Source organism: Streptomyces sp. NPDC001415 (assembly GCF_053597395.1).
The window spans coordinates 192,264-205,708 of sequence record NZ_JBSFIE010000011.1; the positions used below are offsets into that span (position 1 = coordinate 192,264).

Annotated in this window: 10 protein-coding genes; 3 read left to right on the plus strand and 7 right to left on the minus strand. The window is 71.8% G+C overall.

Features of this window, described 5'->3' with window-relative positions:
- Positions 1–70 precede the first annotated feature (70 nt).
- Positions 71–916, plus strand: a complete 846-nt coding sequence (locus tag ACWC2B_RS17810) for an EamA family transporter (protein ID WP_450717467.1) — start codon at positions 71–73, stop codon at positions 914–916.
- A gap of 32 nt (positions 917–948) precedes the next feature.
- Here the strand turns inward: ACWC2B_RS17810 and ACWC2B_RS17815 are convergent, their stop codons facing one another.
- The 5 genes from ACWC2B_RS17815 to ACWC2B_RS17835 all read right to left on the minus strand — a co-directional run bounded on the left by ACWC2B_RS17815 (position 949) and on the right by ACWC2B_RS17835 (position 6,108).
- Positions 949–1,815 (minus strand): SDR family NAD(P)-dependent oxidoreductase, encoded by an 867-nt coding sequence (locus ACWC2B_RS17815; RefSeq protein WP_450717469.1) that lies wholly within the window; start codon positions 1,813–1,815, stop codon positions 949–951.
- On the minus strand, positions 1,812–2,975 hold the full coding sequence (locus ACWC2B_RS17820) for a serine hydrolase domain-containing protein (RefSeq protein WP_450717584.1): 1,164 nt from the start codon (positions 2,973–2,975) through the stop codon (positions 1,812–1,814). Before ACWC2B_RS17820 ends, ACWC2B_RS17815 begins: the two co-directional genes overlap by 4 nt.
- 425 nt (positions 2,976–3,400) lie before the next feature.
- Positions 3,401–4,249: an energy-coupling factor ABC transporter ATP-binding protein gene (locus tag ACWC2B_RS17825; protein WP_450717471.1), complete on the minus strand. Its 849-nt coding sequence runs from the start codon at positions 4,247–4,249 to the stop codon at positions 3,401–3,403.
- 7 nt (positions 4,250–4,256) lie between these two features.
- On the minus strand, positions 4,257–5,030 hold the full coding sequence (cbiQ, locus tag ACWC2B_RS17830) for a cobalt ECF transporter T component CbiQ (protein WP_450717473.1): 774 nt from the start codon (positions 5,028–5,030) through the stop codon (positions 4,257–4,259).
- Position 5,031: 1 nt separating this feature from the next.
- Entirely contained in the window at positions 5,032–6,108 is a 1,077-nt protein-coding gene (locus ACWC2B_RS17835) for an energy-coupling factor ABC transporter permease (RefSeq protein ID WP_450717475.1), read from the minus strand.
- Between the two features lie 211 nt (positions 6,109–6,319).
- On the opposite strand from ACWC2B_RS17835, the gene ACWC2B_RS17840 reads away from it, so the two are divergent.
- Positions 6,320–6,724 carry an SsgA family sporulation/cell division regulator gene (locus ACWC2B_RS17840; protein ID WP_450717477.1) on the plus strand — a complete coding sequence of 135 codons (405 nt, stop codon included), beginning with the start codon at positions 6,320–6,322 and terminating at the stop codon, positions 6,722–6,724.
- A gap of 145 nt (positions 6,725–6,869) precedes the next feature.
- Here ACWC2B_RS17840 and ACWC2B_RS17845 read toward each other — a convergent pair whose 3' ends face one another.
- Positions 6,870–9,110, minus strand: coding sequence for an MMPL family transporter (locus ACWC2B_RS17845; RefSeq protein ID WP_450717479.1), 2,241 nt, complete (start codon positions 9,108–9,110; stop codon positions 6,870–6,872).
- A gap of 109 nt (positions 9,111–9,219) precedes the next feature.
- On the minus strand, positions 9,220–9,795 hold the full coding sequence (locus ACWC2B_RS17850) for a TetR/AcrR family transcriptional regulator (protein WP_450717481.1): 576 nt from the start codon (positions 9,793–9,795) through the stop codon (positions 9,220–9,222).
- Positions 9,796–9,950: 155 nt separating this feature from the next.
- Here ACWC2B_RS17850 and ACWC2B_RS17855 point away from each other — a divergent pair, with 155 nt between their 5' ends.
- Positions 9,951–13,205 (plus strand): S41 family peptidase, encoded by a 3,255-nt coding sequence (locus tag ACWC2B_RS17855; RefSeq protein ID WP_450717483.1) that lies wholly within the window; start codon positions 9,951–9,953, stop codon positions 13,203–13,205.
- Positions 13,206–13,445 lie beyond the last annotated feature (240 nt).

Genomic DNA, 13,445 nt, shown 5'->3' on the forward strand with positions numbered 1-13,445 from the left:
TGGCCCGTACACCTACCACTAGCGTGCGGGCCATGAACTCTCCGGACCCCTACGTGTGCGAGCGGCACTCGTGACCGTGACCGTCACGTGCGCGGTGCTGCTCGCGGCCCTCACGCACGCCAGCTGGAACGCGCTCGCCCACCATCTCAAGGACCAGCTGCTCTCCTTCACCCTGATATCCGGCGGCGGCGCGCTGATCGGGCTGCTCGCGCTGCCGTTCGTGCCGCTGCCGCACGCCGGGGCCTGGCCGTATCTGCTGACCTCGGCGGCGCTGCACGTGGCGTACATGCTGCTGCTCATGCGGTCGTTCACGCTGGGCGACTTCGGGCAGATGTATCCGATCGCGCGCGGCACGGCCCCGCTGGTGGTGACCGTGCTCGCCGCCGTGTTCGTGCACGAGATGCCGAACGCCTGGCAGCTGGCGGGCGTGGCGGTGGCCTGCACGGGTCTGGTCGGGGTCGCCCTGTGGGGCCTGCGCGGTACGCGGCCCAACTGGCCGGCCATCCTCGCGGCGCTCGCCACCGGCCTCACGATCGCCGGATACACCGTCGTCGACGGCGTCGGGGTGCGCGCCTCGGGCTCCTCGTTCGGCTACATCGCCTGGCTGATGGTCCTGGAGGGCCTGGCCATCCCCGCCTACGCCGTATATCGCCGACGGTCCCGACTGGCCGTGGAATTGCGCCCGTTCGCGGCGCGGGGGCTGCTCGGCGCGGCACTTTCGGTCACCGCGTACGGGCTCGTCCTGTGGGCGCAGACCAGGGCGCCGCTCGCCCCGATCGCGGCGCTGCGCGAATCATCGATCATCGTGGGCGCGGCGATCGGCGCGGTCTTCTTCAAGGAACGCTTCGGCGCCCCCAGGATCGCCGCGGCGGGCCTCCTGGTGGTGGGCATCGGGCTGATGCTGCGGGCGGGGTAGAGCCTGTGCCCATCCGGGTCAGACACAGGCTCTTACGCCTCGCTGACGACGCGCTGGAAGCCGGTGTTGACGGCGAGCAGGCCGCCGTCGACGCGCAGGGTGGTGCCGGTGATCCAGGACGCGTCGGCCGAGGCGAGGAAGGCGACGGCCGCCGCGATGTCCTCGGGCTCGCCGACACGGCCCAGCGGGTACATCTTCGCCATCCGCTCCAGTTGGGCCTCGCGGCCGTCCCAGGTGGGGGTGCGGACGGTGCCGGGCTCGACGAGGTTGACCCGTACTCCGCGCGGCGCGGCGTCCCCGGCGAGCGTACGGGTCAGGGAGGCGAGGCCCGCCTTGGCGGCGCTGTAGGCGTGGTTGCCGAAGTCCTGCTCGCCGTTGACCGAGCCGACGCTGACGATCGCGCCCCGGCCGGAGGCGGCGAGGTGCGGCAGGGCGGCGCGGGCGCAGCGGAAGGCGCCGGTGAGGCTGATGTCGAGGTCGCGGGCCCATTCGTCGTCGTCCTCGTCCTCGAAGCGCGCGGCGTCCGGGGTGCAGGAGTAGGCGTTGTTGACGAGGACGTCGAGCCGGCCGAACTCCTCGACGGCGAAGGCCACCGCGGCCTCCACCGAGGCCCGGTCGGACACGTCGCAGTGCCGGGCGACGGCGCCCTTCAGCTCGGCGGCCGTTTCCGCCGCCCGTCCCAACTCGACGTCGGTGACCAGGACTTGGGCGCCCTCTGCGGCCAGTCTGCGCGCGGTGGCGGCGCCGATGCCGCGCCCCGCGCCGGTGATCAGTACCGCGTGTCCGTCGAAGCGTGCGGTCCGGAAAGCTGCCTGGGAGGCCGCGTGGGTGGCCGTCTGGAAGGCTGTCCGGGAAGCCGCCTGAGTGGTCGCCTGGGAAATCGACTGAGGATGCGTCATACGGTCGAACGTAGCGCCCTCACCAGGGCCTGGGCACGGGGGTCGGCGGTGACGCCCTTCTGCAGGCCGTTGGTCACATAGCCGAACGCGGTCCCCGACTCGGGGTCGGCGAATCCCAGCGAGCCGCCGCGCCCGGGGTGTCCGAAGGAGCCGGGAGCAAGGAGCGGGGAGGCCGGGCCGTGCAGCATGTAGCCGAGCCCGAAGCGGGTGTTCACGACCAGGACCTTGTCCGGTCCCGAACTCTCCTCGGTGCGGGCCAGGGTGAGCGTCGCGGGCGCGAACAGCCGCTCCCCGCCGTCGAGTTCACCGATGGTGGCGGCGTAGAAACGGGCCAGCGCGCGGGCGGTGGAGATGCCGGCGGAGGCGGGGAGTTCGGCGGCGCGGTAGGCGGGGTCGTTCTCGTCCGGCAGCGGGTCGATCGCGCCGAACGCGCGCCGAGTCAGCGAGTGGGGGTCCTGGTAGGCCTCGGCGACGCTGCGCTTGGGCCTCAGCCGCAGCCCGCCCTCGCCCTCGGGCGCCTCTACGGGGCCGACCCGGCCCACCCGGTGCGCCTCGGCGTCCGGCACCCCCATCCAGAAGTCCAGGCCGAGCGGCCCGGCTATCTCCTCGGCCGCCCAGCGCCCGATGGTGCGCCCGGTGACGCGCCGGACCAGCTCGCCGAGCAGCCAGCTGTAGGTCTGCGCGTGGTAGCCGTGCGCGGTGCCGGGCTCCCAGAACGGGGGCTGCGCGGCCACGGCCGCCGGGCCGGACTCGCCGTCGGCTGCCTCGGCGGGGGTCAGCGGGCGGTCAAGGGCGGGCACCCCGGCGCGGTGCGAGAGCAGGTGCCGTACGAGGGTGCGCTCCTTGCCGGCCGCCTTGAACTCCGGCCAGTACGTCGACACCGGGGCGTCCAGGTCGAGCCGGCCGCGCTGGTGCAGAAGGAGGGGGACGGCGGCGGCCACGCCCTTCGTGGCCGAGCGGACTATCTGGGCGGTGTCCAGCGCCCAGGGGGCGGTGCCGTCCACGTCCTTGGTGCCGGCCCACAGGTCGACGACCTTGCGGCCGTCCCGGTACACGGCGACCGCTGCTCCGCGCTCGCCGCGCTGCTCGAAGTTCCGCACGAAGGCGTCCTTCACCGGCTCGTATCCCGGTGCTACGGCGCCCTGTACGTCAACCACGATCCGCTCCTTACCCTGCGTTGGCGCCGCGCTGACGCCCTCACCATGGTGCCCGACGGGCGGGGGGCGGGATGCGGGCCGGGGGGGGCAGGGTGGTGCGGTGCGGTGCGGGGCGGTGCGCGGCGAGGCGCTGGGGCTCCGCCCCAGACCCCGGATGCCCCCACCCCACCCCTTCCCGAAACCCGCCGGGGGTGTCGTTCGGCTGCGGCCCGGTGGTCGTTACCTGGGGCTCCGCCCCAGACCCCGTTCGCGCCTGAAGGGCGCTCGTCCTCAAACTCCCCCAAGGCCTTAAGGGCCAGGGGGGACCCCCATGACGGGCTGAAGATGTCCGTGCGGACCAGGACAATCCTGCTAGGGGCGCGGGGAACTGCGCAACCCAGCCCAGCCCCACCGCCCCGCACACAAATACCCGCCCCCCAGCGGAGCGGCTACGTCGACGCCGGGTCGAAGCCGAACGGCAGCTCCAGCCGATGCGCACGCATCAACTCCGCATCGGACAGCACATCCCCGGTGGGCCCATCCGCAGCGATGACCCCCTCGCTCAGGATCACCGCCCGCCCGCACAGCTCCAGCGCATACGGGAGATCATGCGTGACCATGAGGACGGTTACGTCCAACCCCCGCAAGATATCGGCCAGTTCACGCCGTGACGCCGGGTCCAGGTTGGAGGAGGGCTCGTCCAGGACGAGGATCTCCGGCGACATCGCGAGCACGGTGGCGACGGCGACGCGGCGGCGCTGTCCGAAGGACAGGTGGTGCGGCGGCCGGTCGGCGTACTCGGCCATCCCCACCTGCGTGAGCGCATCCATCACCCGCTCCTCCAGCTCCGCGCCGCGCACCCCGGACGCCGCCGGGCCGAAGGCTACGTCCTCGCGGACGGTCGGCATGAAGAGCTGGTCGTCGGGGTCCTGGAAGACGATGCCGACCCGGCGCCGGATCTCGGCGAGGTTCTTCTTGGCGACCGGCAGGCCCGCGACGGTCACCGAGCCCGCGCCCCCTTCGAGGATGCCGTTGAGGTGGAGGACGAGGGTGGTCTTGCCCGCGCCGTTGGGGCCGAGCAGCGCGACCCGCTCGCCTCGCGCCACGGTCAGGTCGACGCCGAACAGCGCCTGATGGCCGTCCGGGTAGGCGAAGGCGAGCCCCGACACCTCAAGCGAGGGGACACTCACAGGGGCCTCAGCAGTCTCGACGGTCTTGGCAGCCTCAGCAGTCTCGGTGGTCTCAGCAATCTCGTCAGACTCAACGGTCTCCGCGGTCTCGGCGGTCTCAGAAGTCATCGCACTCTCACCTGTCACAGAATCCAGCCCAGCCCAGCACACAAACGGCGAGCGCCGCCACGGGGAGGGTCGCGGCCCGCGTCCACTGGGCGCGGGTCGCCGTCACCTCGTCGATCACCGGCATGGTCCCGGCGTAGCCGCGGCTGACCATCGCGAGATGGACGCGTTCGCCGCGTTCGTAGGAGCGGATGAAGAGCGCGCCGGCCGACTTGGCGAGGACGCCCCACGAGCGCACCCCGCGTGCCTCGAAGCCGCGCGAGCGGCGGGCGATCGACATGCGGCGCATCTCATCCGTGATGACGTCCCCATAGCGGATCATGAAGGACGCGATCTGGACCAGGAGGGGCGGCAGCCGCAGGCGCTGGAGGCCGAGCAGCAGGGCGCGCAGTTCGGTGGTGGAGGCGAGGATCACGGAGGCGGCGACGCCGAGGGTGCCCTTGGCCAGTACGTTCCAGGCGCCCCACAGGCCGTTCTCGCTGAGCGAGAGGCCGAGGACGTGGACCTGCTCGCCGGGCACGACGAACGGCATGAGCACCGCGAACGCCACGAACGGGATCTCGATCAGCAGCCGCTTCAGGAGGTACCCGGCCGGGATGCGGGCCGCGGCCGCCACGCAGGCGAGCAGCACGGCGTACAGCGCGAAGGCCCACATCGCCTCGCGCGGTGTGGACACCACGACGACCACGAACAGGAACACCGCGGCGAGCTTGCAGTGCGGGGGCAGGTCGTGGACGGGCGAGTGGCCGTGCCGGTAGAGCCGGTGGGAGTGGCCCGCACCCACGTCAGACCGCTTCCGGGGTGCGCTCGGGAGCGGGCTCCGTACGGCGGCGGCGTACGACCCAGAACACGCCGCTGCCCACGGCGACGGTGACGCCGACGCCGATCACTCCGGCGAGGCCGCCGGCCAGGCGGGCGTCGCCGATGTCCTTGACGGAGTAGTCGGCGAGCGGCGAGTCGGAGCTGGCGTGCTGCTTGGTCTTGGTGTCGATGCCCTTGTCGTGGGCGACCTTCTCCAGGCCGTCGGGGCTGGCCGACGCGTAGAAGGAGACGAACCCGGCGAGCACGAGGGCGGTGACGATGCCGATGCCCCACACCTTCCTCGTCGACCGGGTGCGGGCCGCGGCGGGGGCGGCCGCCGGGGCGTCGACGAGTTCGCCGCCGACGCGCAGCTTGAGCGGGGTGGTCAGGCCGCGGGCCCCGTGCACGAGGTCGGGGCGTACGGCGATGACGGCGCCCACGGTGAGCGCGGTGATGACGGCCTCGCCGATGCCGATCAGGAGGTGCACGCCGACCATCGCGGTGAGCACCTTGCCGATCGGCACGTCGGTGGTGCCGCCGAGCGCGTAGATCGCGGTGAAGACGAGGGCGGCGGCCGGGACGGAGAGCAGCGCGGCCACGAACGAGGCGACGGTGACGGAGCGGCGGGTGCGGGGCAGCACCTTCACCAGGCCGCGGAAGAGGGCGTAGGCCACGACGGTGGTGGTGAGCGCCATGTCGGTGATGTTCACGCCGAGCGCGGTGAGGCCGCCGTCGGCGAAGAGGATGCCCTGCATGAGCAGGACCACGGACACGCACAGCACGCCGGTGTAGGGCCCGACGAGGATCGCGGCGAGCGCCCCGCCGAGCAGATGGCCGCTGGTGCCGGCCGCTACGGGGAAGTTCAGCATCTGTACGGCGAAGATGAACGCGGCGACCAGGCCCGCGAGCGGCGCCGTCTTCTCTCCCCCACTGCTCAATGCGTGGGAGGTGCCCCCGAGTTCCCTACGCGCCCCGCGCAGGCTGACGGCGACGGCTCCGGCGGCGACCGCACCTGTGACCGCCGATACAGGTGCGTTGATGAATCCATCGGGTACGTGCATGGGTGGACTCCGATTTCCGGTGGCGTCCTCTTCCCTGCGCGGCATGCGCAGAACCGTTTGATGATAGTGCCCTGTTGCGAATGGCTCGCAAGAGCGGCTGAGTACCAAGTGCCAAGCCGGCTCGCTGGGGGTTTGCCCGAAAAATATGGGACATTTGATACCAAATAGCGCGAACAGCATGTCATTCAGTACCCAGCGTGAGGAGCGACCGATGTCCCCCACAGTCGAGGACCACGCCGAGGACCACGCCGACGGCCGCTCCGTCGAGGACCACGCCCGGGCCCGGATCGTCACGGACGCCCCGCTCACCGACCCCGTCCCGGTGGCCCTGCGCTACGACCCCGCCGACTCCCCCGGCACGGTCTGCTTCGCCTTCCCGGGCGGCAACGAATGGGTCTTCCCGCGCGACCTCCTGGAGTCGGGCCTGCGGGCGCCCGCCCGGCGCGGCGACGTGGAGGTGTGGCCGTGCGGGCGCGCCCAGACGGTCCTCGAATTCCACTCGCCGGAGGGGGTCGCGGTGGTCCAGTTCGACAGCTCGCCGCTGGTCCGCTTCCTGCGCCGTACGTACGCCACCGACGCACGGGCGGCCCCGTCCCCGGCGGGCCGCCACCACTGAAGTCCCCGGACGCGCGGAGGCCCCCCGTGCGCGGTGCGCACGAGGGGCCGAGGGACGCCGGCGGTCCCGTCCCCACAGGCCGTTGGCGTCGGCCGGGACCCGCGGCCGCTCGATGCGCGGGGTCCCGGCGTTCAGGGGGCGGGGGTCAGACCCGCGCCAGCTGACGGCGGCCGTCGGGGTCGCCGTCCCCGTCGAGTTCGGCGCTCTCCTGCTGCTTGCGCAGGCCCTCGCCCTCGACGTCGACGTTCGGCAGCACCCGGTCCAGCCAGCGCGGCAGCCACCAGGCCTTCGCGCCGAGCAGGGCGAGCACCGCGGGCACGATCGCCATGCGGACGACGAACGCGTCGAAGAACACCGCGATCGCGAGACCGAAGCCGATCATCTTGATCATTTGCTCGCTGGAGCCGATGAAGCCGGAGAACACCGCGATCATGATCACCGCGGCCGCGGTCACCACCCGGGCGCCGTGCTTGAACCCGGTGACGATCGCCTGCCCCGGCCGCTCGCCGTGGACGTACGCCTCGCGCATCCGCGTGACCAGGAAGACCTCGTAGTCCATCGCGAGACCGAAGACCACGCCCACCATGAAGATCGGCATCATGGACATGATCGGGCCGGTCTGCTGCACGCCGAACAGCGAGCCGAGCCAGCCCCACTGGAAGACCGCGACGACCGCGCCGAGGGCGGCGACCACCGAGAGCAGGAAGCCGAGGGCCGCCTTCAGCGGGACCAGGACCGAGCGGAAGACCACCATCAGGAGCAGGAAGGCGAGTCCGACGACGAGTGCCAGGTAGGGCAGCAGCGCGTCGTTCATCTTCTGCGAGAAGTCGATGTTCATCGCGGTCGAGCCGGTGACCAGGAGCTTCGCCCCGGTCTCGGCCTTGATCGCGTCGCTGGTGTCCCGGATCGAGTGGACCAGGTCCTCGGTCTGGGTGGAGGACGGCTTGGACTTCGGGATGACCATGATGGTCGCCGTATCGTTTCCGCTGCCCTTGTTGAGCTGGGGCGGGAGCACCGGGCCCGCGTCCGGGAGTTTCTTGATCGCGTCGACCGTCTTGTTGGCCGCGCCCTGCGGGTCCGTGCTGTCCTTGCCGTCGACGACGACCATGAGCGGCCCGTTGAAGCCGGGCCCGAAGCCCTCGGAGAGGGTGTCGTAGGCGCGGCGCTGCGTGGTGGAGGTCGGCTGCGAGCCGTCGTCCGGCAGTCCCATCTGCAGCGAGCCGGCCGGCAGCGCTATCGCGCCGAGGCCGAGCACGCCGACGAGCAGCACCCACACCGGCTTGCGCAGCACGAAGCTCGCCCAGCGGGTGCCCATGTTGGGCTTGGCATCGGCGACCTTGCCGCCCTGCTCGTACGCCTTGCGGGCCTTGCGGCCGAGCACGCGCTTGCCGGCGAAGCCGAGCAGCGCGGGGATCAGGGTGAGCGCGATGAGGACGGCGATGACGACCGTGCCGGCCGCGGCCGCGCCCATCTTGGTGAGCATCGGGATGTTGACGACGGCGAGGCCGACCAGCGCGATGACCACGGTCAGACCCGCGAACACCACGGCGGAACCGGCCGTTCCGACGGCCCGTCCAGCGGCCTCCTCGCGCTCCCTGCCCTCGGCCAGCTCGGCCCGGTAGCGGGAGACGATGAACAGCGCGTAGTCGATGCCGACCGCGAGCCCGATCATCATCGCGAGGGTGCCGGTGGTGGTGCCGAGGTCGAGGACGTTGGCGAGCGCGGTGATCGTGGAGATGCCGATGCCGACGCCGATGAGCGCGGTGAGCAGCGGGAGCCCGGCCGCCACAAGGGAACCGAAGGTGATCACCAGGACGACGCCCGCGATGATCACGCCGATGATCTCGCCGGCCCCCTGCTCCGGCATGGCCTGCAGCGCGTCACCGCCGATCTCGACGGTGAGCCCGGCCGCCTTCGCCCCGTCGCCGCTCTTCTTGAGCGCGTCGCGGGTGTCGTCGGTCAGCTGCATCGCGTTGACCTTGTACGAGACCTGGACGTACGCGATCGGGCCCTGGCCGTTCTTGGAGACGGCGTTGGCCTTGAACGGGTCGGTCACGTCGGCGACCTGGTCCGAGCCGGCCTTCAGGCCCGCGATCGTCTTCTCGACGGCGGCCTTGTTGGCCTTGTCGGCCATCTTCTGGCCTTCGGGCGCCTTGAAGACGATCCGGGCGGTGGCGCCGTCGGCGGTGGCGTTCGGGTTCCGCTCCTTGAGCAGGTCGAACGCGCGCTGGGCCTCGGTGCCCGGGATCGAGAAGGAGGAGGAGGTGGCGGTGGTGGCGGAGGCGGCGCCGAACCCGGCGAGGGCGAGCAGCGCCACCCACACCAGGGCGACGTAGCGGCGGCGCCGGAAGGCGAACCTGCCTAGGCGGTAGAGGAACGTGGCCACGAGGGCGTACTCCCGGTCAAGTCGTATGGAACCAGCAGGGCATGGGAAACCAGCCCGACGACGAGAGCGGCGCGCGTCAGGTGGGGCGGTTGCTGCTAGGGAAAGCCTATTAGCGGGGGTCGCCGAGGGCGGGGAGGACCACGGCGTCGAAGTAGTCGGCGAGGAAGGCCTGGTCGACCGGGCGGTCCTCGATGAACTGCCGGGCGGCGAAGGCGCCGACCATCATGTGCACGACATAGGGGAGCGCGCGGTTGTCCGCACTGACCTCGCCGCGCTCCACCGCGCGCCGCAGCACCGTGTCGAGGCCGGTGATCTCCGGCTCGATCAGCACTTCGCGCAGCGCCTTGTGGAGTTCGGGATGGTCGTGGACGGCCCGCATCAGACCCCGCATCAGCGCGGAGTCCTTCTCCATCTGACAGTCGTCCTCGCGGGCGACCATCGCCTGGAAGTCGCCGCGCAGCGAGCCGGTGTCGATCTCGGCGAGACTGACCGGCTTGTTGTGCCGCAGGGCGCGCGCGACCAGCTCGGGCTTGCTCCCCCACTGGCGGTAGAGGGTGGCCTTGCTGGAGCGGGTGCGGGTGGCGACGGCGTCCATGGTGAGGGCGTCGTAACCGACCTCGCGCAGCAGATCGAGCACGGCTTCGTAGAGCTCCGCCTCGCGTTCCGGGGTGAGCCTGCCCGCCATGATCGACCTCCTCTCCTTGTGCGTACGGTACGAACGTAACCCCGGCCCCGAGCGAAACGGAACCGTTTCGCTTGTGTTCTCGACCACAGGTGTCGGAACGGAATAAAGCGCTCCTACGAGTTGCCGCGGGCACCTCGCGCGGAAAGCATTGGGGGGTGAGTGACGACGCCGCGTACCTCCGGTTCCCGCATCTGCACGACGACTTGCTGTGCTTCGCCGCCGAGGACGACCTGTGGGTCGCCCCGCTCGTGCCGGCCGGGCACAGCCCGTCCCGCGCCTGGCGGGTCACCGTCGACCGCACCAAGATCGGCCACCCGCGCTTCTCGCCCGACGGCAGCCAGATCGCGTACACGACCTGGCGCAGCCTCGACCCGGAGATCCATCTGGCCCCGGTGACCGGCGGCCCGGCCCGCCGGATCGGGTACTGGGGGTCCTCCGACACCCGGGTGTGCGGCTGGACGCCCGACGGCCACATCCTCGCGGTGTCCTCGCACGGCCAGCCGTTCTCGTACTTCTCCTGGGCCTACAGCGTGCCCACCGACGGCTCCCCCGGCGGCAAGCTCCCCTGGGGCCCGGTCTCCGACATCGCCGTCACCGACGTGGACGGCGAGCGCCGCACCCTGCTGCTCACCGGAAAGCCGCCGCACGAGCCGGCCGCCTGGAAGCGCTACCGCGGCGGCGCCACCGGACGCCTGTGGCTGCACGGAAAACGGCTGCTCCCCGACATCGGCGGCCACCTCGACGCGCCGATGTTCGTGGCGGGCCGCATCGCCTTCCTCTCCGACCACGAGGGCGTCGGCAACCTGTACTCCTGCCTGCCCGACGGCAGCGACCTGACCCGGCACACCGACCACGACGCCTTCTACGCCCGGCACGCCTCCAGCGACGGCCACCGGGTGGTCTACCAGTGCGCGGGCGACCTGTGGATCGTGGACGACCTCACCCCCGACTCGGCGCCGCGCAAGCTGGACGTACGCCTGGGAGGGCCGCGCGCGGGGCGCCGCAGCTACCAGGTACCGGCCGCCAACCACGTCGACTCGCTGTCCGTCGACACCACCGGGCGGGCCAGCGCCGTCGTGGTCCGCGGCAGCCTGTACTGGCTGACCCACCGCGACGGCCCGGCCCGCACCATCGCCGACACTCCGGGCGTACGGGTCAGGCTGCCCGAGATGCTGGGCAGCGGAGGCCAGGTCGCCTACATCACCGACGCGGACGGCGAGGACGCCGTCGAGATCGCCTTCCTGCCGCGCGCGAGCGGCGAGCGCGAGCCGCGCCGCCTCGCGGCCGGCGAACTCGGCCGGGTGCAGGAGATGGTGTCCGACCCCGACGGCGAGCGGCTGGCGATCGCCGCGAACGACGGCCGCCTGCTGCTCATCGACGTCACCGAGGATTCCAACGGCGAGGTCACGGAGCTCATCCGCTCCGTCAACGGCCCGGTCCGCGACCTCGCCTTCTCTCCGGACGGGGCCTGGGTGACCTGGTCGCACCCGGGCATCGGCCGCTCGCTGCGCCAGATCAAGATGGCCCGCATCTCGGGACCCGGCGCCCGCACCGTCGTGGACGTCACCAACGGCCGCTTCGAGGACGAGAACCCGGTGTTCACCAGCGACGGCCGCTATCTGGCGTTCCTGTCCTGGCGCGGTTTCGACCCGGTGTACGACGTCCACACCGGCGACCTGTCCTTCCCGCTCGGCTGCCGCCCCTACCTGGTGCCGCTGTCCTCGGCGACGCCCTCGCCGTTCGCGCTGTCGCCGGACGGGCGGCCCGCGGCGGGCGGCCTCGACCCGCTGGACGACTCGGCCGACGGCACGGTGACGGTGGAGGTGGAGGGCCTGGAAAACCGGGTCACCCCGTTCCCGGTCTCGGCGTCGAAGTACTCCGCGCTCCACCCGGTCTCGGGCGGCGGCCTGGTCTGGCTGCGCTGGCCCATCTCGGGCGCGCTCGGCGAGACCTTCGCCAACCCGGCCGACACCTCCGGCCGCCCCACCCTGGAGCACTTCAACATCTCCAAGGCCCGCAGGACCGAACTGGTCGAGCACCTCGACTACTTCGCGGTCAGCGGCGACGGAAGCCGGCTCGTCGTGGTCGACGAGGGCGAGCTGCGGGCGGTGCCCGCCACCGAGTCGGGCGACAGCGACTCCACGGTCTATCTGGACCTGCGCCGCATCCTGCACAACGTCGACCCGGCCCTGGAGTGGCGCCAGGCCTACGACGAGGCGGGCCGCATCATCCGCTCCTACTTCTGGGAGCCGAACATGTGCGGAATCGACTGGTCGACGATCCTGGACCAGTACCGCCCGCTGGTGGAACGGGTCGCCTCCCCGGACGAGTTCGCGGACCTGCTCCGCGAAGTACTGGGCGAACTGGGCACCTCACACGCGTACGTCACCGCCGCCCGCCGCAACGAGGGCCCCCCGCACTACCAGCGCGCCCAGGGCCTGCTCGGCGCCAACCTGGTCTGCCGGGACGGGAGTTGGCAGATCCGGCGCATCCTGCCCGGCGACTCCTCCGACTCCAAGGCGCGCTCACCCCTGGCGGGCGCGGGCATCCGCGAGGGCGCGGTCCTGACCCACGTGGACGGCCGCCCCGTCGACCCGGTCGCCGGCCCCTACCCCCTGCTCGCCGGCTCGGGCGGCACGACGGTGGAGCTGACCTTCCAGCCGGCCGAGGGCGAGGGCAGGTCGCGCAGGGTGGCCGTGGTCCCCCTGGTCGACGAGCGCCCCCTGCGCTACCAGGACTGGGTGGCCAAACGCCGCGAGGTGGTACGGGAGTTGAGCGGCGGCAAGTGCGGCTACCTGCACATCCCGGACATGGGCGGCTCGGGCTGGGCCCAGTTCAACCGGGACCTGCGCCTGGAGGTGAGCCGCCCGGCCCTGATCGTGGACGTACGGGGAAACGCGGGCGGCCACATCAGCGAGCTGGTGGTGGAGAAACTGACCCGCCGGATCCTGGGCTGGGACCTGACGAGGAACGCCCAGGCGGTGTCGTACGCGTCAAATGCCCCGAGGGGCCCGGTAGTCGCGTTGGCGGACGAGGCGACGTCCTCGGACGGCGACATGATCACAGCAGCCGTCCGCCTCCTGAAACTGGGCCCGGTGGTGGGCCAGCGCACCTGGGGCGGGGTGGTCGGCATGACGGGCCGTCACACGCTGGGGGACGGCACGGTGATCACGGTGCCGATGAACGCGGCGTGGTTCGACGAGTACGGGTGGTCCGTGGAGAACCACGGGGTGGAGCCGGACCTGGAGATCCTGCGCACCCCCCTGGACTGGGCGGAGGGGCGCCACGCCCAACTGGACGACGCGGTCCGCCTGGCCCTTGACCTGCTGACCCTCCACCCGGCCTCGGTCCCCCCGGGCTACACGACGACGCCGAACCGCCAGCGGCCTAAGTTGCCGCCGAGGGGGTAGGGGGGTGAGGCTTTCGGGCCGCCCCCCAACCCAGAAAGCGCTCGCAGGGTAAGGGAGTTGGCCATTCCGGGCGCCCCCAGCCCCCATGCCTTCCGGCCTGCGAGCCGTGGAGCCGCTTCGCGCAGTTCCCCGCGCCCCTAAGAGCCTGTGTCTAAACCCCGCCCGGGCCCGTGGCGCCTGCCTGATCCGGACGGGGTTTAGACACAGGCTCTAAGCAGTACTGGTGCTGGCCCGCACCGG

Excerpts from the sequence above, each read along its gene's own strand:
- ACWC2B_RS17815 (WP_450717469.1), bottom strand. The coding sequence starts at position 1,815 with ATGACGCATCCTCAGTCGATTTCCCAGGCGACCACTCAGGCGGCTTCC.
- ACWC2B_RS17825 (WP_450717471.1), bottom strand. The coding sequence starts at position 4,249 with ATGACTTCTGAGACCGCCGAGACCGCGGAGACCGTTGAGTCTGACGAG.
- ACWC2B_RS17835 (WP_450717475.1), bottom strand. The coding sequence starts at position 6,108 with ATGCACGTACCCGATGGATTCATCAACGCACCTGTATCGGCGGTCACA.
- ACWC2B_RS17840 (WP_450717477.1), top strand. The coding sequence starts at position 6,320 with ATGTCCCCCACAGTCGAGGACCACGCCGAGGACCACGCCGACGGCCGC.
- ACWC2B_RS17850 (WP_450717481.1), bottom strand. The coding sequence starts at position 9,795 with ATGGCGGGCAGGCTCACCCCGGAACGCGAGGCGGAGCTCTACGAAGCC.